At 52.9% G+C, this 23272-nt stretch carries 24 protein-coding genes; 19 read left to right on the top strand and 5 right to left on the bottom strand.

The genetic code is table 11. The features are described 5' to 3' along the window. Positions 1-14: 14 nt before the first annotated feature. From AYJ59_RS03080 to AYJ59_RS03060, 5 genes are read left to right on the top strand one after another with little or no spacing between them, the layout of a single operon-like run. Positions 15-581 (top strand): YqgE/AlgH family protein, encoded by a 567-nt coding sequence (locus AYJ59_RS03080; protein WP_029938771.1) that lies wholly within the window; start codon positions 15-17, stop codon positions 579-581. Continuing rightward, entirely contained in the window at positions 574-1023 is a 450-nt protein-coding gene (gene ruvX, locus AYJ59_RS03075) for a Holliday junction resolvase RuvX (RefSeq protein ID WP_029938772.1), read from the top strand. Before AYJ59_RS03080 ends, ruvX begins: the two co-directional genes overlap by 8 nt. Continuing rightward, positions 1020-2039, top strand: a complete 1020-nt coding sequence (locus tag AYJ59_RS03070; RefSeq protein ID WP_029938773.1) for an aspartate carbamoyltransferase catalytic subunit — start codon at positions 1020-1022, stop codon at positions 2037-2039. The genes ruvX and AYJ59_RS03070 overlap by 4 nt, the downstream gene beginning before the upstream one ends. Continuing rightward, positions 2036-3322 (top strand): dihydroorotase, encoded by a 1287-nt coding sequence (locus tag AYJ59_RS03065; RefSeq protein WP_029938774.1) that lies wholly within the window; start codon positions 2036-2038, stop codon positions 3320-3322. Before AYJ59_RS03070 ends, AYJ59_RS03065 begins: the two co-directional genes overlap by 4 nt. A 9-nt stretch (positions 3323-3331) precedes the next feature. Further along, entirely contained in the window at positions 3332-3919 is a 588-nt protein-coding gene (locus AYJ59_RS03060) for a hypothetical protein (protein WP_127119303.1), read from the top strand. Positions 3920-3993: 74 nt separating this feature from the next. On the opposite strand, the gene AYJ59_RS03055 is transcribed toward AYJ59_RS03060, so the two are convergent. Together AYJ59_RS03055 and ppk2 are read right to left on the bottom strand one after the other, a co-directional pair. Continuing rightward, on the bottom strand, positions 3994-4221 hold the full coding sequence (locus AYJ59_RS03055) for a hypothetical protein (protein ID WP_029938776.1): 228 nt from the start codon (positions 4219-4221) through the stop codon (positions 3994-3996). A 35-nt stretch (positions 4222-4256) separates the two neighbouring features. Next, positions 4257-5048, bottom strand: a complete 792-nt coding sequence (ppk2, locus tag AYJ59_RS03050; RefSeq protein WP_029938777.1) for a polyphosphate kinase 2 — start codon at positions 5046-5048, stop codon at positions 4257-4259. Between the two features lie 236 nt (positions 5049-5284). Here ppk2 and AYJ59_RS03045 point away from each other — a divergent pair, with 236 nt between their 5' ends. Further along, positions 5285-5974: a YggS family pyridoxal phosphate-dependent enzyme gene (locus AYJ59_RS03045; RefSeq protein WP_127119302.1), complete on the top strand. Its 690-nt coding sequence runs from the start codon at positions 5285-5287 to the stop codon at positions 5972-5974. 160 nt (positions 5975-6134) lie between these two features. Here AYJ59_RS03045 and AYJ59_RS03040 read toward each other — a convergent pair whose 3' ends face one another. Then, positions 6135-7151 (bottom strand): hypothetical protein, encoded by a 1017-nt coding sequence (locus tag AYJ59_RS03040; protein WP_127119301.1) that lies wholly within the window; start codon positions 7149-7151, stop codon positions 6135-6137. A gap of 398 nt (positions 7152-7549) precedes the next feature. On the opposite strand from AYJ59_RS03040, the gene AYJ59_RS03035 reads away from it, so the two are divergent. From AYJ59_RS03035 to AYJ59_RS02985, 11 genes are all read left to right on the top strand, one after another. Further along, positions 7550-10324 carry a methyl-accepting chemotaxis protein gene (locus tag AYJ59_RS03035; protein ID WP_127119300.1) on the top strand — a complete coding sequence of 925 codons (2775 nt, stop codon included), beginning with the start codon at positions 7550-7552 and terminating at the stop codon, positions 10322-10324. A gap of 139 nt (positions 10325-10463) precedes the next feature. Continuing rightward, positions 10464-11741 carry a Glu/Leu/Phe/Val family dehydrogenase gene (locus tag AYJ59_RS03030; protein WP_029938781.1) on the top strand — a complete coding sequence of 426 codons (1278 nt, stop codon included), beginning with the start codon at positions 10464-10466 and terminating at the stop codon, positions 11739-11741. Positions 11742-11875: 134 nt separating this feature from the next. Next, on the top strand, positions 11876-12712 hold the full coding sequence (gene proC / locus AYJ59_RS03025) for a pyrroline-5-carboxylate reductase (protein ID WP_029938782.1): 837 nt from the start codon (positions 11876-11878) through the stop codon (positions 12710-12712). A 21-nt stretch (positions 12713-12733) separates the two neighbouring features. Further along, a complete protein-coding gene (locus AYJ59_RS03020) occupies positions 12734-13300 on the top strand; it encodes a YggT family protein (RefSeq protein WP_029938783.1) in 567 nt (188 codons plus the stop codon). 99 nt (positions 13301-13399) lie between these two features. Then, on the top strand, positions 13400-14560 hold the full coding sequence (metX, locus tag AYJ59_RS03015) for a homoserine O-succinyltransferase MetX (protein WP_127119299.1): 1161 nt from the start codon (positions 13400-13402) through the stop codon (positions 14558-14560). Further along, entirely contained in the window at positions 14557-15171 is a 615-nt protein-coding gene (metW, locus tag AYJ59_RS03010; RefSeq protein WP_127119298.1) for a methionine biosynthesis protein MetW, read from the top strand. The genes metX and metW overlap by 4 nt, the downstream gene beginning before the upstream one ends. Positions 15172-15248: 77 nt before the next feature. Beyond that, entirely contained in the window at positions 15249-15503 is a 255-nt protein-coding gene (locus AYJ59_RS03005; RefSeq protein WP_029938786.1) for a FeoA family protein, read from the top strand. Continuing rightward, positions 15500-17812: a Fe(2+) transporter permease subunit FeoB gene (gene feoB, locus AYJ59_RS03000; RefSeq protein WP_127119297.1), complete on the top strand. Its 2313-nt coding sequence runs from the start codon at positions 15500-15502 to the stop codon at positions 17810-17812. The genes AYJ59_RS03005 and feoB overlap by 4 nt, the downstream gene beginning before the upstream one ends. Before the next feature lie 15 nt (positions 17813-17827). After that, positions 17828-18109, top strand: a complete 282-nt coding sequence (locus AYJ59_RS02995; protein ID WP_127119296.1) for a FeoC-like transcriptional regulator — start codon at positions 17828-17830, stop codon at positions 18107-18109. Positions 18110-18468: 359 nt separating this feature from the next. Then, positions 18469-19413, top strand: a complete 945-nt coding sequence (locus AYJ59_RS02990) for a PilZ domain-containing protein (RefSeq protein WP_127119295.1) — start codon at positions 18469-18471, stop codon at positions 19411-19413. Between the two features lie 17 nt (positions 19414-19430). After that, the gene (locus AYJ59_RS02985; protein WP_029938790.1) at positions 19431-19856 is read left to right on the top strand and encodes a hypothetical protein; all 426 of its coding nucleotides are present in this window, start codon (positions 19431-19433) and stop codon (positions 19854-19856) included. Positions 19857-19900: 44 nt separating this feature from the next. Here the strand turns inward: AYJ59_RS02985 and AYJ59_RS02980 are convergent, their stop codons facing one another. Then, entirely contained in the window at positions 19901-20833 is a 933-nt protein-coding gene (locus AYJ59_RS02980) for a PilZ domain-containing protein (RefSeq protein ID WP_127119294.1), read from the bottom strand. Positions 20834-20908: 75 nt separating this feature from the next. Further along, positions 20909-21583, bottom strand: a complete 675-nt coding sequence (locus AYJ59_RS02975) for an alpha/beta hydrolase (protein ID WP_127119293.1) — start codon at positions 21581-21583, stop codon at positions 20909-20911. Between the two features lie 157 nt (positions 21584-21740). Between AYJ59_RS02975 and lptM the strand changes: the two genes are divergently transcribed. Both lptM and lysA read left to right on the top strand, forming a co-directional pair. Then, positions 21741-22007, top strand: a complete 267-nt coding sequence (gene lptM, locus AYJ59_RS02970; protein WP_127119292.1) for an LPS translocon maturation chaperone LptM — start codon at positions 21741-21743, stop codon at positions 22005-22007. Then, positions 22004-23269, top strand: coding sequence for a diaminopimelate decarboxylase (gene lysA, locus AYJ59_RS02965; protein ID WP_127119291.1), 1266 nt, complete (start codon positions 22004-22006; stop codon positions 23267-23269). The genes lptM and lysA overlap by 4 nt, the downstream gene beginning before the upstream one ends. Positions 23270-23272 lie beyond the last annotated feature (3 nt).

Below are 23272 nucleotides of genomic sequence, written 5' to 3'. Positions count from 1 at the left end.
TATAATTTACGGCTATGGAACAGCTGAACTCTCTCGAACATCATTTTCTCATCGCCATGCCGAACCTGGCCGACAGCTGGTTCGACAAAACGCTGGTGTACATCGTTGAGGACAACGAACATGGTTCGATGGGACTGGTCGTCAACCTGGAACACGGTTTGACCGTCGAACAATTGCTGGAACATTTTGAGCTCACCATTGAGCATCCGTCGCCGCTTTTGGAACAGAACATCATGATGGGCGGCCCCATCGACATGGAGCACGGCTTTATCCTGCACGAACCGCAAGGGCACTGGCAAAAAAGCCTGCCATTACGCGACCGATTGGCGATGACCGTCTCGGAAGACTTTCTCAAGTCACTCGCCAGCGGTGATGCGCCCGAGAAACTGGTGGTCTGTCTTGGCTTCGCCGGATGGGAAGCGGGACAACTCAATGAAGAAATCCAAGCCAACAACTGGCTGACGATTCCCTATAACGAAGCCCTGCTGTTTGATGTGCCGACCAAGAAAAAATGGCAAGTCGCACTCAACACACTGGGGATTTCACCGGAATCTCTCAGCATGGACGCCGGCCATGACTAAGGCCATCGATCCCCAAACGCTCGACGGCGTTATTCTGGGGTTCGACTTCGGTTTGCGGCGCATCGGTGTGGCCGTTGGCCAAACCATTACCCGCACCGCCACGCCGGAAGCCATCGTTCAGAGCCGGGACGGCAAACCGGACTGGGAACACATCACTCGCCTGTTCGAAACCTGGCAGCCCCAGGCGGTGGTGGTGGGATTACCCATGCGATTGAACGGCGAAGAACAGGCCTTGACGCAACCGGCCCGAAAATTCGGCCAGCGCCTCAGCGGCCGCTACCATACGCCGGTGTTTTATATCGAAGAACAACTCAGCTCGATCGAAGCGGAACAACGCAACGCCGGCGCCAAAAACACGACCCAACCGATTGACGACCATGCGGCCCAAATTATTCTTGAAAACTGGTTAGACGCGCTCACGACACAGAAGGAAACATCATGAGACTCACAACCCCCAACATCCAACTCAATGAACAAGGAAAGCTGCGCCATTTCCTGACACTGGAAGGCCTCAAGCAACATCATTTGACGGAAATCCTGGACGTTGCGGAAAGTTTCATCGACCCGGCCACCGGCCAAATCAAAAAAGTGCCGAACCTGCACGGTAAGACCATCATGAACCTGTTTTTCGAGCCCAGCACGCGCACGCTGACCACTTTCGAAATCGCCGAAAAACGTTTGTCCGCCGATGTGGTGAACCTCAATATCGAAACCTCGTCCACCAAAAAAGGGGAAACCCTGCTGGACACCCTTTGGAATCTGGAAGCCATGCTGGCCGATGTCTTCGTGGTGCGTCACAGCGAAAGCGGCGCCGCCCATTTCATCGCAAAACACGTCGCCCCTCACGTCCACGTGGTCAATGCCGGTGACGGCCAGCACGCCCACCCAACTCAGGCGATGCTCGACATGTTCACCATCCGCAAACACAAAGGCGATATCTACGACCTGAAGGTCGCCATCATCGGGGACGTGCAACATTCCCGCGTGGTGCGCTCACAAATTCAAGCCTTGAGCATTCTCGAAGCGCGCGAAATCCGCGTCATCGGCCCGAAAACCCTGATGCCATCACATCCGGAAGCGCTCGGCGTCCACGTCTATGAACACATTGAAGAAGGCCTGGACGGCGTGGATGTCATCATCAACGTCCGCCTGCAGAGCGAACGCATGAAAAGCGCCCTGCTACCCAGCGGCAAGGAATTTTTCAACCTGTACGGCCTGACCAAGGAACGTCTGGGCTACGCCAAGCCCGACGCCATCGTGATGCATCCCGGCCCGGTCAACCGCGGGGTGGAAATCGACTCCGAAGTCGTGGACGGACACCAATCGGTGATACTCGAACAGGTCACCTACGGCATCGCCGTGCGCATGGCGGTGATGAGTGTCATCATCGAAAACGCGAGACAATTGAACGAAAGCAAGCTGAGTGAAGCGAAAGCGACAGAGGAGACAGAAGCTTGAGACTGTTAATCGAAAATGCACGAATCATCGACCCCAGTCAGTCACTTGACCAGGTCACCAATCTGTATATTGCACGCGGCCGCATCCAAGCCATCAGCGACACGGCACCGGAAGGCTTCTCGCCGGACCAAACGATTGACGGCACCGGCAAGTGGATTTTCCCAGGCCTGGTGGATTTGCATGCTCGTCTGGCCGAACCCGGCAGTCGTTACGAAGGCAGCATCGCCTCCGAAACCAAAGCCGCCGTCGCCGGCGGCATCACCACCATCTGCTGCCCGCCGGACACCAACCCGGTCAACGACACCCAGGCGGTGACCGAACTGATCCAGCGCCGTGCGCGCCAGGCCGCCACAGCTTTCGTTCTGCCGCTGGGTGCCATCACGCAAGGATTGGAAGGCAAAATGCTCAGCAATATGGCGGCATTGAAAAACGCCGGCTGCATCGCCTTAAGCCAAGCCGCCCAACCGATTCAGAATGCCTTGACGCTGAAAAACGCCATGGCCTATGCCGTCAGTAATGACGTGCTCTTGATGATGCGCTGTGAAAACTCGCAACTGAAAAACAAGGGCGTAGTGCACAGCGGCGTCATCAGCAGTCGTCTCGGTTTGCCTGAAATCCCAGCCTCGGCGGAAACCACCGCGCTGGCGCGTAATCTGATTCTCGCCGAGGAAACCGGCGCACGCATCCACATATCGCAAATTTCCACCGCTCGTTCGGTGGAAATGATTGCCGATGCGAAAAAGCGCGGCATGCAAGTCACCTGCGACGTGGCAATTCACCAACTGCACCTGACCGAATACGATGTGATGGACTTTGATTCCCTGTTCCATGTTTCGCCTCCGCTACGCACCCATGAAGACAAGGAAGCGTTGCGTCTCGGCGTCAAAACCGGCATCATCGACGCCATCGTCAGCGACCATACGCCGCTTGACCGCGACGTCAAACTATTACCGTTCGGCGAAAGCGAACCGGGCATCAGCGGATTGGAAACCCTGTTGCCGTTGACCATGAAACTGGTACAGGAAGGCGTTTTGGACATTCACACCGCACTGGCGGCTTTGACACAGCGTCCGGCCGACATTCTCGGCATTCAAAACGGCAGTTTAATCGAGGGGCATTACGCCGACTTCAGCCTGTATAACCCGGAGGCCATCTGGACGCTGGAGCGCTCGGAAATGATTAGCCAGGGCGACAATTCACCCTTCAGCGGTTGGGAGTTCAATGGTGAAATCGAAGCCACTTACTTCCAAGGCCGTCCGGTCTACCGCAACAACCAGGTCTGAGACGATAACGTGCGTTGGATTGGGCAACAGGAACAGCCGAACGGCTTTTATCTGATTGAGGTTGAACAAGACGACGAGACCGAACGTCCGGTCAACTTCGCCGTCACCGACGGCGAACGACAGGCGATTTTATTCAGGCAACAGGGGAATAAACTGCTGTTCATGACCGAACAGCCTTTTCCCGAACCCACCGAATTACAACCGAAAAACGCCCAGGCCTGGGTGTTTTTAAACGACCTCACCGTAAGCTTATCCCCATCGCAACCGGTGTTAATTACCGGAAGCCATCAAGCCTTAGCCACGGTATTTTATCTGGCCGACCGGCTCCGGGAAACGTTTGATGTCCGCGCGGTATTGGCCAGCGAATCGGCCTTTCCCTTTGTGGTGAAACCGGCCCGTTTCCTGTTCCCGGATTTTCCGGCTCAGGCCATTGGTGCCGCGACCCTGTTGGAGGATTGGAAAATCCCCAACCGACTGTGCAGTGAAGCCGCGTTACCGGGCTGTTTCGATGGCCGCCTCGGCGACCTTTGGTCACAATGGACACCACCGCCGCATTGGCAGCAAGTGGACTGCGACCACCTGCCCACCACCGCGTGAGACCGACCAACATCGTCTAAACAATTCGACCGGCTGTCACGGATTGCGGAAATCGATATGGCTTATTTGTCGGCTTATTCCACTTCGCTGGACTGACGTCGCAACTCGTGGGCGTATTCTTCCAACAACTTGGCGGCGCGATGCGACTGTTCCGAATGCACCACCCCCAAAGCGGCGCTGATCAGCATCTCCAGCTCTTCGAAATGCTCTTCGCCGATGGCGTCTTTTTGTTCCTGGTTCAACATCCGTTGAAAACGGGCCACCACTTCTTTCGCATGGCCGTGATAATGCATTTTCGTCATGATGAAATTCCTTTCGTTCAAATGAAGCCTTGGCTTCAGTCTTCTTTAAATACGTCTTCGCCGCTGCTGAGAATCAACGGATCAGGTTGCAAAATGTCTTCGTTCTTATCGTCGTAAGGGAAATAGTTCAACACATAACGCATGGCTTCCAAGCGCGCGCGTTTCTTATCGTTCGACTTGATGACCGTCCAAGGCGCTTCATTGGTATTCGTGTAAAAAAACATGTCTTCCTTGGCACGCGTGTAGTCCTCCCATCGATCCAGGGACGCCAAGTCCATTGGACTCAACTTCCATTGTTTCAACGGATCGTTTTTGCGTGCGTTAAACCGGCGTAGTTGCTCGTCACGCCCCACCGAAAACCAAAACTTCATCAAATGAATCCCGCTGGCGGTGATCATCCGTTCGAACTCCGGTGCCTGGTGCATGAACTGATTGTATTGCGGCGGGGTACAAAATCCCATGACCCGCTCCACGCCCGCACGGTTATACCAGGAACGGTCGAACAAAACCATTTCGCCAGAGGTCGGCAGGTGCTGAATGTAGCGTTGAAAGTACCATTGTCCCTTTTCGGTTTCGCTGGGCTTGTCCAACGCCACCACACGTGCGCCACGAGGATTAAGGTGCTCCATAATCCGTTTGATGGTGCCACCCTTCCCGGCCGCGTCACGACCTTCGAACAAAATGATCAAGCGCTCGCCATTGTGCTTGATCCACTTCTGCAATTTCAACAACTCGATTTGCAACTGTTCTTTGGTTTCTTCGTATTCCGAACGGCTCAATTTTTCTTTATAGGGATAATTTACGTCGCTGGATTTGATTTTCTTCATGAAGCTTCCTCTGACTCAAAACGTTTTCGATGAATGACCGCAACCGATGCAACCAATTTTTTTAGGTGTATTTTTTTCATTTTACGCCCGCCGACCGCTCAGTACCATAAAAACCATTCAATTGTCCGGAATAAGGCGCGCTTATCCCGGCAAGAAGCCGACAGCCGACCTTGGAAATGTTAAAATGAACGTTAAGATTATTCATGATTCACGCCTTCCAATCCGCAGGAAACGAGATGAACAACACATTGCTCAGCCGCTATCAACAGGTTTTAAACCGAATCGAAACCGCCCGTAAAGACAGCGGTCGCCATGACCCGGTCACTCTGCTGGCCGTCAGCAAAACCAAACCGCTGGCCGACATCGAAGCCCTGGCCGAGGCCGGACAAAAAGCCTTCGGTGAAAACTATGTGCAGGAAGCCTTGGAAAAAATCGCTCAACGACCGGATTTGGAATGGCATTTTATCGGCCCCATCCAGTCCAATAAAACCAAGCCTATTGCCGAGCATTTCCAATGGGTACACAGCGTGGATCGTTTGAAAATCGCCAAACGTCTGTCGGCGCAAAGACCACCAGGCCTGGGCGATTTGCAGATATTACTTGAAGTGAACGTCAGCGAGGAAGCCTCCAAGTCCGGATTCCGGCCGGAGGAAATCCTCGACGTGACCGAAGAAGTGATGGCGCTGCCAAACCTCTCGTTGCGTGGTTTGATGGCGATTCCGGCCCGTACCGAGTCAATGGAAGCGCAGCGCCGGCCCTTTCGCCAACTGCGCGAGTTGCTGACGGAAATGCAACAGCGCTTTCCGCAGGCGCCATTGGACACTTTGTCGATGGGCATGTCCGCCGATCTGGAAGCGGCGATTATGGAAGGCAGCACCCTGGTACGGATTGGAACCGATATTTTCGGCGCACGCAACTACGCCTAGTCCACCAAAAATCCGAAACCAAAATCCAAAAACGAAAAAGCCGAACATTTCTGTTCGGCGCTCTCCTTTTTGAACCGGCACGAAAACCGCCATACCGGCCATCGACATCGTGCCTTTTCTAAATGCGGCACGTATCCCGATTAATAATGTTATCGGCCGATTACTCGGTATCTTGAGTGGTTTCAGCCGCTTCACTCTCGGCGCTTTCGTTGCCGGAAGCGTCATCCATTGAATCAAACGTCGGGCCGGCCGGCACTTCAATACCACTCGGCTTCAAGGTGACCGTATCCAACCCGGCCGCGTTCGCCAACTGGTCGTGGAATTCTTTCACACGGTCATACCAGGTTGCAGCCTGACCTTCTTCTCCGGCACGCTGCGCCAAACTGTCGGCCAGCCATTCATCGAATTTTTCACGTGCGTTGGCAAAGAACTCGTCCAGCTTCTCGACAGCATCCTGCATATTCTGTAGATAAGGCGGTAACTGAGCGATTTGACCACCCGAAACGGCGTCACCGGTTTCGGTATCCTGCACACCCTGATACGCCTGAGCCTGCTGATAATTAGCCGCATACATTTCGGTTTTCTGCATATCCAGACTGAAGGATTGAATCTGCCCGAAATCGATTTCAAGCTCTTGCGCTTTGGCAAAGGCCTTTTCGATATCGCCGTTGAAGAATTCATTCGACAAGGCATCCACTTTCTCGAACACATCGAAAATGGCATTCAGTTCGTCTTCGTTCAAATCACCTTGTACCGAAAAACCAAAACGTTCTTCAAACGCGGTGGCTTCCATTTCTTCGGTGCTTTCAAAATAACGTGCGCCGGACGGTCCTTCTTCCTGACCGTATTCACTTTTGTAGGATTGGTATTGAGCATACAACTGACGGAAGTCGACCTGAACCGTATCGCCTTCCTGCGTTTGAATCTGCATCGTCATGGTTTGACTGTAGGCGTAAGATTGCTGGTATTGGGTACTGCCGGAAACCGCCTGCAAACCTTGAGAGGAAGCGGAAAAGAAATCCGACAGGTTCGGCAGTGCCTGACTGTTTTCCAGCGCCTTTTCATCGGCTTGCTGACTGGCTTTGAACAATCCTTCCAAACCATTGGCGGACTTGTTGTTCGACGCACCATTCAGCAACGAACTGATGTAATCGTTTTGTGGCTTAATGAGTGACATACTAATCTTCCTTTTCTGACAATGTTTCACGATAACACTCGTTCATGACAAGGCTCGGAAACCACACTGGGCTATTGTTATTATTCGACACCATTTGATTATATTTTCGGTGTGTATCGGTTTTAACGGCCAAAACGAAAAAGACTTTAACGATTTTTCATTAAAATCAATCAATTAGATTTAAGTCCCTTTCCAACGCCCATTCTATAAGGTTTTAAGGCGACGTTCAAATTCGAACATCCGCACTTTTTCGAATCAAATATTAATTTTCTTTATTAATCAATAAGAAATAAAAACCTTAACTTCATTGATGAATTTATCAACCTACGCTAATATGCTTATATAAAAAATTCCATAATAATCAACGCATAACAACCTGCGACAGGATGGACGGCAACATGAACCCAGCACACCCTGAAACACACGCCCCTGAAAACGAATACCTCGTTCCCGACAATATCGCTCTCGTCTCCAAGACCGACCTGCACGGCACCATTACCGAAGTGAATGATGCCTTTGAGCTGGCCAGCGGTTTCAGCCGGGAGGAATTGATCGGCCAACCTCACAGCATCGTACGCCACCCGGACGTACCCAAGCGGGTGTTCAAAGACATGTGGCACACCTTGAAAATGGGGGCCACCTGGTCTCAAGTGGTGAAAAACCGCCGCAAAGACGGCGGTTACTACTGGGTCAAAGCCAATGTGTCGCCCATTTATGAAAACAACCGGCACGTCGGGTATCTATCGTTTCGGACCCACGTCTCGGAATCCGAGAAAGCCGCCACAGCCGAAGCCTACCGCCAAATCAATGCCGGAAAACGTCATATCCAGTACGGTAAAGTCTATCAAGGCATCAACTGGCCGCAGCTGAATTGGATGGCTCAAATGGCGCCGCAATGGCAACTGACGCTCTTGATGACAATTTTTGCCGTCATCCCGTTTATCTGGCTGACGCAACACTTTTTGTCCGTCGGATTATTGGCAGCCATCAGCGCCATGATGTTGATTCCCGCCTTTCTTTACGGTTTACGGCTGTCCCGTTTTCAACAAAGCATTCAAAAAGCCCTGCAAAATGTCTCCGCCAACGAACCCATCAATATGAGCTGCCATCGTCCTAAACACTTCGTCGGGCAACTCATCAACCCGGTAATTTCAGCCGCCATTTCGATTCGCTATGCGATTGAAGACAATCAGGCCAAAGTCGATGAAGCGGCCAAACTGCAAACCGCCATCAACCAGATTTCCAGCAACTTAATGATTACCGACGCCAACCTCAACATCGTTTACATGAACGATGAAATGCAGCGTTTCATGCAGACGGAAGAAGCCAAGCTCAAAGAGTATCTCCCACAATTCGAGGCCAGCGACCTCATTGGCCAGAACATCGATATTTTTCACCGCAACGCCCAGCATCAACGTCAATTGCTCAACGAATTGAAAGAACCTTATGTCGCCAACATCCAAATCGGCGACACCCATTTGGAAGTGAACACCATCCCCATTTTCAATCGTGCCGGCAGTCGCACCGCCACCTTGGCGGAATGGCGAGATAAAACCCAGGAAATCCAGTTGATTAACCAGGTACAGAAAACGGTCAACGCGGCCAAAAACGGACTCTTGGATCAACGCATCGACCTGAGCCGTGTGTCGGGGTTGGCCCGCGAACTGAGCGGCGCCATCAATGAAATGATGGAAACCATCGAACACCCGATCAGCCAAGCTGTGGACCTAGGGGTCGCGCTCTCGGAAGGCAATTTGACCCAGCACATGCAAGGTGAATTCAAAGGCCGATTCGCCCTATTACAAGACAGTCTGAATGTTGCCGTGGAAAATCTCTCCAATATGATGAACCAGACCCGCATCGCCATCCATAATGTCAACACCTGCGCCAATGAAATCAGCCAATCCAGTTTGAGTTTGAACGAGCGTACTCAGTCCCAGGCCGCCTCTTTGCAGCAAACCGCCGCCAGCATGGAACAGATGACCTCAGCCGTACAACAAAACGCCGATAATGCCGGCAAATCGAGTCAGGTCACCCAGACCACCGCACGCCAAGCGGCGCAAAGTGAAACCGTCATGAGCAAAGCGGAAGACTCGATGAAGCAAATTCACGAATCCAGCCAGAAAATAAACGAAATCATCGGTTTGATCGACAGCATCGCTTTCCAAACCAACCTATTGGCGCTGAACGCCGCCGTGGAAGCCGCCCGTGCCGGCGAGCACGGCAAAGGCTTTGCCGTCGTCGCCGGCGAAGTGCGCAGTTTGGCGGGTAAAAGTTCGGAAGCGGCACGCGATATTCGCCAGTTGATTGAAGACACGGTTTCCAAAGTATCGGAAGGCACCGACCAGGTTCGTGCCTCCGGCGAAGAACTGCATAACATTGTCGCCGCCATCGAAAACGTTAACGAAATGATTGACGACATTGCCGTGTCCAGCCACGAGCAATCGGAAGGCGTCAAACAAGCCAACCAGGCCATCGCCGACATCGACAGTGCCGTTCAGGAAAATGCGGCACTGGTCGAGGAAACCACCGCCATGGCCGAAGACCTCAGCGGCATGGCCGAGTCCATGGAATCCAATGTCGCCCAATTTACCTTGAAACCGCCCACACACGAACACAATGCCCTGAAAGTCGGTAACTTCGACTTTGCCGCGGCTCGCCGGGCGCACCGCCAGTGGCGAGTCAAAGTACGTGCTTACCTGAACGACTTCGAGATCGACTTCAACCGACAATCGGCCGATGACCCGACGCTCTGCCCCCTCGGCACCTGGCTCTATCAAGAAGGTCAGACGTATCAAAGCTTGCCGTCTTTTCAGGTACTGGAAAAATCCCACGCCAACCTGCATGCCTTCATCGGCCGCATTTTCGATTTGAAAGACATCGGCGATATGGAACAAGCCAATGACGAAATGCAAAAACTGGAAGGCCTCAGTCTCGAAGTGATTGAGCACATTCATGCACTGGAAGATGAAATATCAATGGGTGAAAGCCGACCGCAAACGGCCATTAAACCCGAAATTCAAGCGCCTGAATCCAGTCAAACACAGCCGAACAAGGTTACGCGAATCCACCAGGCCTCGGCGCCGATTAAACAAGAACACCCAGACCTGGATCTCGCCGCCGCCACGCCCCAGTCCCCCTCGGAACCGGAGGACGACTGGAACGATTTTTAAAAACCACATTTGTTCCTCAAAGTGAAAAACGCCCCTGAAAGATGGATTTAAGGGGCGTTTTTGTTTGCAAACGCCGTATTTTCCCTTATGCTTAGACCGTCTTAGTTTAAACCGTTTTACCCGATTACGGAGAGTGTGCATGTTCGAAATTGCAAAGCAGCGATTAGGAGAAGTCTTCAAACACATTGAAGTGGACGAAGAGGTCATCAACCGGTTATCGGTTCCGAAACGTTCCATCAAAGCCAGTATCCCGGTACGAATGGATGACGGCAGTTTGCAAATATTCACCGGTTACCGCGTGCAATACGACGACACTCGCGGCCCGACAAAGGGCGGCATTCGTTATCACCCGCGCGTCAATCTGGACGAGGTCACCTCCCTGAGTTTCTGGATGACAGTCAAATGCGCCGTGGCCGGGTTACCCTTCGGCGGCGCCAAAGGCGGCATCACCGTCAACCCGAAAGAACTGTCGCAATTGGAAATCGAACGTTTGTCACGAGGCTACATTCGCGCCTTTGCCGATGTGCTGGGGGAAACGCGGGACATTCCCGCACCGGACATGTACACCAACGCCACCATCATGGGGTGGATGGCCGACGAATATTCCGTCATCGCCCGCCGCCAGATTCCCGGCATCATCACCGGAAAACCGCTGCACTTGAATGGTTCGGAAGGCCGCACCCAAGCCACCGGACAAGGTGCCTTGTTCTGTCTGAGCGAATACGCCCGCCGCCAAGGCTGGGACATTCAAAACACCACCATCGCCGTGCAAGGCTTCGGTAACGCCGGTTACCATTTTGCCCGTCTGGCGCAACAGGCCGGCTATCGCGTCATTGCCGTGTCCGATTCAAAAGGGGCGGTTTGCACCGCCAGCGGACTGAACATCGACGACATCAAACAATTCAAAGACGAAACCAGTGAATTGAATTCCGTCTATTGCGACGGCTCGGTCTGCAATGTGATCGAACACGAAACCCTCACCAATGAAGAACTGTTGGAAATGGACGTCGATGTTTTGGTGCTGGCCGCTATGGAGAACCAAATCACTCAGGAAAACGCCGATAAAATTCGTGCGAAAACCCTATTGGAAATCGCCAACGGCCCCATTTCCCCTCAAGCGGATGAAATCCTGCAAGCGAAAGGCACCCAAGTCATTCCCGACGTACTCGCCAACTCCGGTGGGGTGACGGTCAGTTACTTCGAATGGGTCCAGAATCGTTCCGGTTTTTATTGGGACGCCGACGAAGTGGAACGGCGCCTCGATAAAATCATGCGACGCGAAGCCAACGTGATTTACGATTTAGCGATTCGCTATCAAACCAGCTTAAGAACCGCCGCCTACATTCACGGCATCGACCGCCTGGCCGGCGCCATCGATCAACGCGGCAATCATAAACTCTTCAAAAAACCTATCTGATTCCCCCATCCGACGGACTGTTTTTTCAGTCCGTTGCCGCTATAATAGACACCCATTCCCATTTGGACAGGCTCGGAAAACGGTACAGACCGTGAAACGCCCAACCAGCCAACGACAGACACGAGGTGATTTCTATGGATTCGACAATCTGCTTTATCGGTGCGGGCAATATGTCCCTCAGCCTCATGGGCGGCTTGCTGGCCAGCGGCTACCCGAAGGATAAAATTCTGGCGACCGACCCCAGCGCGGATCGACGCCAGGAAGTCACCCAGTCACTCGGTATCCCCTGTCTGGAAAGCAATACCGAAACGGCCGCTCAGGCCGACATCATCCTGCTGGCGGTCAAACCGCAACAGTTGGAACCGGTCTGCAAGGAACTGGCCGACACGGTGAAAGCGAAAGGCGCACTGGTGATTTCCATCGCGGCGGGTGTCCGAACCAGTGACATCGCTTTCTGGCTAGGCGGCGAAGCGGCCATCGTCCGCACCATGCCCAACACCCCGGCCTTGATTCGCAGCGGCGCCACCGGCCTGTTCGCCACGGCGTCGGTCTCCGACGCTCAGAAAGACCAGGCCGAAAACATTCTGCGCGCTGCTGGCCTGACGGTTTGGGTACCACAGGAAAGCGACCTGGACATTGTCACCGCCATCTCCGGCAGCGGCCCGGCTTACTATTTTCTGTTTATGGAAGCCATGCAAGCCGCCGGCCAGAAACTCGGACTGGATGAGTCCACCGCCCGTCTGCTAACGATTCAGACCGCATTCGGCGCGGCGAAAATGGCCCTGGAAAGTCCAGATGATTGCGCCACCTTGCGCCAGAAAGTGACGTCGCCGAACGGTACCACGGAAAAAGCCATTCAGACATTCGAACAGCACGACTTACGTGCTATCATTGAGGAGGCCATGACCGCCGCGAAAGATCGCGCCATCAGTCTGGCCGATGAATTGGGCACGACCCACAACAATTCCTAATCGAGTACACAGGAGCAAAGCATGTCCCCAGTCGGTGAAGGCGGTTTATTTCTCATTCAATTTTTAGCAGGCCTGGTGATTTTCGTCTTGATTCTGCGCTTTTTCATGCGTGCCACGCATGTGGACTGGCGCCACCCGATCGTCAACTTTGTCGCCAAAGTCACCAACCCGCTGTGCGCGCCCTTGAATCTGGTGTTACCGAAACCGGGCCGCTGGGACTGGAGTGCGTTGCTCACAGCCATGATTGTTCAAGCTTTGTTCGTCGTACTACTGGGCTTCTTAACCGACCGCAGCTTCTCCGTCGGACTGATTGCGATTTCCTCGGTGACGGAAATTCTCAATCAAATGCTCGACATGATGTTCTGGCTGATCATCATTCAAGTGGTGTTAAGCTGGGTATCGCAAGGTTACAACCCGAATACGGCGATTTTCTATCAACTGGCCGAACCGATTCTGCGCCCTTTCCAGAAAGTGATTCCGCCGATCGGCGGCCTGGACTTATCGCCGATTGTGGCCATCATCGCCATCAAGCTGACCCAAATTATTGTGGTGGGGTCCATTGCTCAACTGGGGCAAAGCTTACTATAATAACGCCACGCTGGCGGTTTCTGGCAAACCGTCGGCCACCCCGTCTCATGGCACGTTCATGGATGAACCCTTAACTCAACGAAGATTGTAACGCAACAGATGACAGATTCGATTGGCCTCGTCGCGCCTCAAACAATGCATGTTTCGACCCCTCTGGAAATGGTCAGCGGTTCCGTATTGCCGGAATACGACCTGGTGTACGAAACCTATGGCACCTTGAATGACGATGCCTCCAATGCCGTGCTCATCTGTCACGCCCTCAGCGGCAACCACCATGTCGCCGGTCAATACGAAGGCGAAAAAGCCCGCGGCTGGTGGGACGGCTATATCGGTCCCGGCAAACCGATCGATACCGATCAATTTTTCGTGGTGTGCTCCAACAATCTGGGCGGTTGCCACGGTTCCACCGGCCCGGCCAGCATCAACCCGGAAACCGGTAAGGTCTACGGCCCGGACTTTCCGATTGTCACCTGTAAGGACTGGGTACACAGTCAAAACACCCTACGCGAGCATTTGAACATTGATCGCTGGGCCGCGGTCATCGGCGGTTCGATGGGCGGCATGCAGGTCATGCAGTGGGCCATGGACTATCCGGATAAAATCCGCCACGCTGTCGTGATCGCTTCGGCCCCGAAACTTTCCGCGCAAAACATCGCCTTTAATGAAGTGGCGCGCCGCGCCATTATGACCGACCCGGATTTCCACAACGGGCGTTTCATTGAAATGAACACCACCCCGAAACGTGGCTTGGCGCTGGCTCGCATGTTGGGGCATCTTACCTATTTGTCGGACGACATGATGGGCTCGAAGTTTGGTCGAGAATTACGCGAAGGCAAACTCAAATACAATTTCGACGTCGAATTCCAGGTGGAAAGTTACTTGCGTTACCAAGGCGAAAAATTTGCCACCAAACAAAACTTCGACGCCAACACCTACCTGCTGATGACCAAAGCCCTGGACTACTTCGATCCGGCGTCGGAATACGACGACAACCTCACCGAAGCCCTAGCGGGTGCCACGGCGAAATTCCTGGTGGTCTCCTTCACCACCGACTGGCGTTTTTCGCCGGAACGTTCGCATGAAATCGTCAAGGCGTTGCTCGATAACGATGCCGACGTCTGTTACGCCGAAGTCAGTTCGCAGCACGGTCACGACGCCTTTTTATTGCCGAACGACCATTACGAAGGCGTCTTCCGCACCTACATGAAGCGGGTGCTGACCGATATTCAGGAAACGTCCGGCACGGAGGAGCGCGCATGACTTTCAATCACATCTCCCCCGAATTCAAATTGATCGCCGACTGGATTGAACCCAACAGCCGCGTGCTGGACTTGGGCTGTGGCGAAGGTCAATTATTGGCCTATTTGAAACAGACCCATAACATCACCGGCTATGGCATGGAAATCGACCCGCAAAACAACATCAAGGCGATTGAGAATGGCATCAACGTCATTCAAAGCAATCTGAACAGCCACGATATTTGCGATTATTTCGATGAAGACTCATTCGATTTCGTCATCATGACCCAGGCACTGCAAGTGGTCAGCCGCCCCGACTTATTGCTGGACGAAATGCTCACCGTCGGCAAACAAAGCATCATCACCTTCCCGAACTTCGCGCATTGGCGCAACCGCGCGCAACTGTTCTTCGGCGGACGTATGCCGCAGAACGCCAGCTTGCCGAACCCCTGGTATAACACACCCAATATCCATCTCTGCACCTTCAACGATTTCGAAGACCTCTGCGAAGAAAAAGACATCGAAGTCGTGGCCCGAACCGTGGTCAACAGCAAACACCAGCCGTCTTTGGCAATGAAGTTTGCGCCGAACTGGCTGGGTGAAATTGCCCTGTATCAAATCCAGCGTAAATAAAGTTTTTGTCATTTGACAAACATGAAATTTTTGTTAAGATTTCACATCCAAAATCAATAATAATTATCATTTATTTTATGAATCCAATTACAAAGCTCAATCAGGAAACCGTCAGCCTCGCGGATTGCCGCCAGGATCAGACCTGCCGCATCCTTGCGTTGACCGGCGATTTGGCCTGCAAACTGCACCTGGTCAACCTGGGCTTTCATACCGACAGCCACCTGAAACTCAGCATGATTCGCAATCAGTGCTACATTGTTTCCGTGGACGGTAGCCGTTTTGCATTGGATGCCAGCCTCGCCAAGAATATCCAGGTCCAACTGCTTTCATGAAACGACCGCTTCCGAATGCAACGCCGCATCATATCGCGTTGATCGGCAGCCCGAATTCCGGGAAAACCACGCTTTTCAACCGCTTGACCGGGGCCAACCAGACCACCGGCAACTGGCCGGGTGTGACCGTCGAGAAAAAAGTCGGTCATTTTCAAGTCGGCCATGAAGCTTATCAACTGACCGACCTACCGGGCATTTACAGCCTGGAAAACTCCTCCCATTCAGGGCTGGACGAACAGGTCGCGCGCGACTTCCTGCAACACGAACACCTGGATTTACTCATCAATGTGGTCGACGCCACTTGTCTGGAGCGCCAACTGTTCCTGACCGCACAACTGCTGCACATGGGGCTGCCGGTAGTGGTGGCGTTGAACCGCATGGACCGCTTGGAAAAGGCCCACCTCGAGATTGACATCGACACCTTGTCCGAAAAACTCGGTTGCCCGGTTCTACCGATTTCCGCCTATTACAATCAAGGCATCGACGAATTAAAAGAAAATCTACCAGGCCTGGCGGAAAAGCATACACCCCTGCATTTCGACCTGCCGGATGCCCTGCACCACTCGGTTCACAGCATCCGCGACCGTTTGTATGACGAGCCCAGTGCCGAGTCCTGCTGGCTGGCGTTGCAATACTTGATTGACCCGAACAAAGCGCCCTTTTCGTTACGGACCTTTGCCGCGGACGAAAAACAGCGCCTGGAAGACCATTACGATGAAGAACTGGCTCTGATTGCGGCCGATTTATATTTTCAATTCGCCCACGAGGCTGCGCACACCAGTCAAACCCATACCGACAAATTCACCCGCGACACCACCTCGATTATCGACCATTGGGCGCTACACCCCTGGCTGGGCATGCCGATTTTCCTCGGCATCATGTACTTGATTTTCGCCTTGTCGATTACCATCGGTAACGTCTTCATCGACTTTTTCGACATCGGCGCTCAAGCCTTATTCGTAGATGGCCCGGCTCAGGTGATGAACGCTCTGCACAGCCCCGAATGGCTGACAGTATTACTGACCCAGGGTGTTGGCGGCGGCTTGCAAGTCGTAGCGACGTTCATCCCGGTCATCGGCGGCCTATTCCTGCTCTTATCGATACTCGAAGAAACCGGTTACATGCAACGCGCCGCTTTTATCATGGACCGCTTCATGCGCCGACTCGGCCTGTCCGGCCAAGCGTTCATTCCGCTGGTGGTCGGTTTTGGCTGTAACATTCCGGCCGTGCTCGCCAGCCGCACCTTGCCGGACGAACGGGTTCGCATCATGACCGTTATGATGACGCCGTTTATGTCTTGCAGCGCCCGTTTGACGGTTTATGTGCTGTTTGCCACCGCCTTCTTCGCCGATAACGCCACACTGCTCGTGTTCTCGCTGTACCTGATCGGAATCTTAGCCGCGGTCGTCACCGCGCTTTTGCTGAAACACACTTTGCTGCAAGGCGAAACCGCTCCGCTGCTGATGGAACTGCCGACTTACCACCGTCCGTCACTGATGAACATCGGGCTGAACACCTACAACAAAATGAAAGGCTTTATTTTCGGCGCGGGTAAAATCATCGTTGTCATCGTTTTACTGATTAATGTCTTCAACAGCCTGGGCACGGACGGCTCGTTCGGGCATGAAAACCAGTCGGATTCGGTCTTGAGCAGCATTGCCAAAACCGCGACCCCTATCGTCGAACCGCTGGGCGTGAATGAGGACAACTGGCCGGCGACCGTCGGCTTGTTGACCGGGATTCTCGCCAAAGAAGTCGTGGTCGGCGCGCTGGATGCGTTGTATCAATCCATGGACGAAGTGCCGCAAGCGGAAACCACCGACGAATACGATTTCTGGGGTGAAATCGCCGCCGCTTTCCAGACGATTCCGGAAAACCTGCAAAAATTCATCACCGACCTGACCGATCCACTTGGTTTGGAAGCCCTCACCAGCACCTCCGATTCCGAAAAAGCGGCCGAAGAACTGGACATCGCCGCCACGACATTGGATAAGATGGTCAAACACTTCAACGGTGAAGTCGCCGCTTATGCCTATTTGCTGTTGGTCCTGCTGTACTTCCCGTGCGTGGCGACCTTCGCCGCCATCAAAAAAGAACTGGGCTGGCGCTGGGCAAGTTACAGCGGCGTTTGGAGCCTCTTCCTCGGTTACAGCGTGGCCGTAAGCTTCTATCAAATCATGACGTTCAATGCGCACCCGGTTACCAGCAGTGTTTGGCTGGGGATTTTCGCCGCCGGTTATCTATTACTATACGCCCTCTTGAAACGCATCGGCCAAAAGTCGTATCATTCGATTAATACCCAATTTTAACCAAGGTGGGGTCCAATGATTCTATTGGAGCTGAAACGTTACATCCGAACACACCAAAATGTCACAGAAGAAAACATTCTGAACCATTTTGACATCTCCCCCGATACGCTGGAAGGCTTGATTCGCCCCCTCATCGACCAAGGCCACATCAAGGAGTCTTTCGCCCAAGCCAGTTGCGCCAGCGGACAATGCCAATCCGGCTGCGGACACAATGACGCCGACAAACACTACTTCTGGACCGACAAACGCCACAAATCCCTGACGATTCCATTGGAAATCCAACCCGCCGCCCATTAAAAATTTTTTACCCCATTCCGGGAATTGGCATTGACTTTGCATGTAGGTTGGACAACTATAATGGGCACCTCGATTAACCCCGAATAAAATTCTGCGGGACTTAAAGGTCACTTATTCTAGGCGCGACTCGCCGGTCTTAGTCATTCTATGGCCAAGAGTCGTAACAACGAAGAAGTGGTCTTTAAGCCCCGCCCGAAGGGGCTTAGCCAAGTTCGCCAGTTCTACGTTGTGAACGTTTGCAAGGTCTAGACATTCCTTCACGTTCACGCCTTGATCTGACAAACTTGGCGTTGCCAGAATTCATTGGGGGTTAATCGAGGTGCCCTAATCCTACAACGAAACGAAGTAGCACCGCTCCCATGAATAGATGGTTTCAAAAAGGCAATTCCAGACGGTTTTTCCGAATCGACATGCCGGTTCGGCTTTTCATCACCCCGTCGTCTCCGATTAAGGATCGGGAAATTTATGCCACCGGCGTCGATTATTTTCCGCCGATTGTCCAAAAGCTGATTGCCGAACAAAAAAGCGACACCTTGTATTGGCTGGGCCGCATCCAAGACCAAAAAGTCCTGGTCACCGAATTGTTCAACGAGGTCATCGACTTTGTGGAGTTTTTCGGCGAGTGCGCCAAGTCACTTTCCCAAGGCATCAACCCCCGTCTGGACCCAAAGTACTGGGTGCAGATCAATCAGAAGAAACAAGGCTTCCAAAAGGTCGAGGCGCTTCACCAGTCGTCACCAAAGACCTACCGTTATTTCAAGATGATTGAAGAGAAATACATGACGTTTCTGGAGTCGATGATCCACAGCATCACCCACTCCACGGCCAGCCAGTTCGAAGCGAACATCCAACTGCCCTACGCCTTTAAAATCGACGAAACCATCGAGCTGTTCAAAAACGAGAAATTCGCCAAAATTCCGCTGGTGCAATCCATTTATTCGCTGTGCTCCCTGATGGATACCTATCTGGAAGCCTATCGCCAGATCAACGACGACAATGTGATGCGGCAATACCCGCAAGAATGGCGACTGCAACAAGCCAACGTCAGCGCCTCAGGCCTGGCGGTTTTACTGAATAAGCGTTTTCGGCCTTTCGAAAAGGTCGATGTGTTTTTCTATTTCCCGTCCCACGACAAAACCTTGCAGTTCAGCGGCAATATTGTCGATATCCGTACCATCGACGATGCTTACAAGGAACGGGTCGCCATCAACTTTGAATTTCCGGATGGCAAGAGTCAGGATTTCCTGCAAAATGAAATTCAGCGCTTCGAAATCGAAGAATGCATGCACTTTAACTTCGCTTAGAGGAATTTGATTACACTATGCCAGGTCGCAATCACACAGTCGAAGCCGGATTTTTGGACGCCCTCCCCGCCTCTTACCGAGACGCGGCCGCCGACCTCCTGCATTTCTATCGTCTGAGTCAATTGCTGGACATGCGCCAGAACGGCGTTTACCCGGAAGTGCAGGATCGCTTCGACCTGAAACCGATACAGTGGTTTGAAATTTTGGACGCCGTCATCCTCACCAAAGTAAGTTATTTCGACGTCACCACCCAAATGAGCCCCAAACACATCAACAAACTGTTGGAAATCACCGCGTTTGCGTTACACCATCCCGGCGCGCCTTTATCGGAAATTTACCAACTGGTGGAAAAGGATTATCATTTTTTCGCCGACTGGCTGAAACAAGTGCAGGAAGTTCGTATGGAGTTCGTCAAACACGCCAAAGCCAAAGGCCTGCTCTAGCAACCTCTGATTCAATCAGTGGCTCCAACAATCAAGAGAAAATGTCAGAACAGTGCCAAGCCGTTCTTTGACGCCAAAGACATGGCATCCTGCAGTTCACGGTGCTGCTCGAACAGTGTGATGATTTCGGCGTGCTCACGGCTGAGAAACTCGAACTCCACTCCGATCTTATAGGCAAACTCGCTGTTTTTCAGCGCCTTATTCAATACGATTTTGCCGCGGCACACCAAAATATTATCGTCCAATTGCATGAAAATATTCATGTGCGCGAACTTTTCGAAAGTCTCGTTGGTATTTAAACTGAAACCGCCCGCACTGATATTGACCGACATCACCGGCCAGGAGCCCGGATCGGAAATCGAATGGTAAGCCTCTTTCAAGCGGGCGAAAACGGTTTCGTAAAAATTGAGTTTTTGAATCAATAATTCCAGTGCTTTGGCGGGCAAAATGCCGCGTTCGCTTAATTCACCTAAATTGGATACGTAATCGGTCTCGTCGAAGTTCGGTTTGATTTTACGCGGAAACAGGAAAATTTTACCGTCGATGCTGTTCTGCACCGACTCAATCAACTCATGAAGGTGATCGCTGACCTGTAGATAAAAGCCCTCGATCAACGGGCCGACCTTGGAAACGTTACTGACTTCCGGCGGAGTGATTTTGCGGTCTTCGCGTAACCGGAACTTATAGTCGTGGCGTAAACGCGGATCGTGCCCTTCGATGATGTCGTCCAGCAACCAGGCCATGTAATCGATGCGGTGATTCAGCATGTGGAAAATTCGTAACGCATCGGATGTCGGCGAAAAAGCCTCGCTCAACAACTCCCGAATGTCATGATCCAGTTCTTCAAGATGAAACGCTTCCTGACGTTTAATCAGCTTATCGCGATTCACGCGCAAATGACGGCCCTGCACATCCACTGTTTCAAAATACAGCGGAATCTCCACATCGTATCGAAAAAAACGTCTTACATTCGCCACTCTTGGGCCGTCCTTTATTATGCTTGCTTAATCGTGATTCTAGCCAGGCCTGGTCATTTTTCGACCACTGTATTTTTATATCAGCAAATGGCGTTGAATGAAATGGGCAATATCACGGACTTCTTCGGCACACACCTGATGCGGCATCCCCGGATAGACGTGCCACTCCACCGCCCGCCCGAGCGTTTGCAAGGCGTCGCGTGACGACTCGGCCACGGTGAAAGGGCAAATCGGATCGGCCGTCCCATGCCCCAGAAAAATCGGGCAGGCATCCGGCTGGACATAAGCATCCGCCAGCGCATCCTGATGCGGAAAATAAGTCGACAACCCCATGATACCGGCCAGCGGCGCTTCATAACGCAACCCGGCTTGCAGGACAATCACCCCGCCTTGCGAAAACCCAGCCAGCAGAATGCGCTCGCTTGGAATCCCTTTCGCCTGTTCCGCCCGAATCCAATCGTGTACTTGGGCCAGACTTTGCTCAATACCCGGCCAATCAACCTGTTCCGTTAGATGAATGGTCTTAATGTCATACCAGGCCGTCATGGGTTCCCCCAAGTTCACGGTGACCGGCTGCACCGGAGCATTCGGAAACACAAAACGAATGCCGTGGTTTTCCGGTAACCCCAGGTGCGGCAACAACCCTTCAAAGTCATGACCGTCGGCTCCCAGACCATGCAGCCAAATCACGCAGGCGGAGGCGGTTCCTTGGCGGGGTTCAATGATAATGGGCGGGTTTCCTTCCGGCATTCGAGTTCCTCATTCCCTGTTCACGTCCGTTGATTGTCGATATTTTACCCAAACCCGCGCCTGCTCCGCCAACTTTCCGGCGCAAGATGCAATGTTTTTCATTTGCGGTACGGATAGGCTAAAATAGCGCCTTTAATCACACCGGGGATGGCCGACCATGTTTCGCTTCCAAAATGCAGGTTCTCAACACATGACGCGCCGGGCAACGGCCATCAAAGCGTTATTCGGCGTTCTTTTGCTTGCCATTGGCAGCATCAGCCTCTCCGGCTGCGGAAAAAAAGGGCCTTTATACCTGCCTGAAAAACCGCAGGAAGTGACCGAGGAATCGCCCACAACCGAGACGGCCACCGACAACGCGGCAGCCGTAGCGCCGGATACAGAACTGACCGAACAATCGACCGAACCCAAACAGGAAACACCATGAGCCAAATCCCACAACCTTTCCATTATCAGAACGACACCCTTTATGCCGAAGGCTGCCCGCTGGAGAGTCTGGCTCAGCAATACGGGACCCCGCTGTACGTTTACTCGCGTGAAGCCTTTGAAGAACGCTGGCAAGCGTTCGACACCGCTTTCGGCGACCAACCGCATCTGGTCTGCTACGCGGTCAAGACCAACTCCAATCTGGCGATTTTGAACCTTCTGGCACGCCTGGGTTCCGGCTTCGACATCGTCTCGCAAGGCGAGTTGGAACGCGTCTTGAAAGCCGGCGGCGATCCGGCCAAAGTGGTGTTTTCCGGTGTGGCGAAAAAACCGGCTGAAATCGAACGCGCCTTGACCGTCGGCATCCGCTGCTTCAATATCGAATCCCACGCCGAGTTGGACCGCATCCAATCGGTCGCGCAGCGCCTCGACATCGTTGCGCCGATTTCAATTCGCGTCAACCCGGATGTCGACGCCAAAACCCACCCGTATATTTCGACCGGCTTGAAAGATAACAAGTTCGGAGTGGACATCAACACCGCCCCGCAACTCTATGCCGATGCCCAAAAACTGTCTCATATCGATATCATCGGCATCGACTGCCACATCGGTTCGCAACTGACTGAAATCACCCCGTTTGTCGATGCGCTGGAACGAGTTTTGAAGCTGAAAGCCGCTTTGGAAGCACAAGGCATTCACCTGCACCATCTGGACTTGGGCGGCGGCTTGGGCATCCAATACACCGACGAGCAGCCGCCGGCGGTGCGCGATTACATCCAGGCGATTCTCACCAAATTGAATGACCCGTCGATTGAAGTCATTATCGAGCCGGGCCGGGCTATTGCCGGAAACGCCGGCGTTCTGCTGACGGAAGTCGAATACCTTAAACCGACCGAGCACAAGAATTTCGCCATTATCGATGCCGCCATGAATGACCTGATTCGCCCGGCACTGTATCAGTCCTACCAGACCATTCAGCCGGTTACACAACGCAAAGACGGTGACGAGGCCGAATGGGATATCGTGGGGCCGGTATGCGAAACCGGCGACTTTTTAGGCAAAGACCGCCGCTTGAACTTGAAAGCCGGAGACATTTTGGCGGTCATGTCATCCGGCGCCTACGGTTTCACGATGAGTTCGAACTACAATACTCGCCCGCGCGCGGCCGAAGTGTTGGTGGACGGCGACCAGGCTTATGAAATCCGTCCGCGCGAAACCTACGACGACTTGATGGGATCGGAAAAATTATTACCGACCGTCTAAAAG

Origin of the sequence: Thiomicrospira sp. S5, assembly GCF_003991075.1 — a bacterium.
Classification (GTDB): domain Bacteria; phylum Pseudomonadota; class Gammaproteobacteria; order Thiomicrospirales; family Thiomicrospiraceae; genus Hydrogenovibrio; species Hydrogenovibrio thermophilus.
This window is presented reverse-complemented; position numbering and strand designations above follow the sequence as displayed.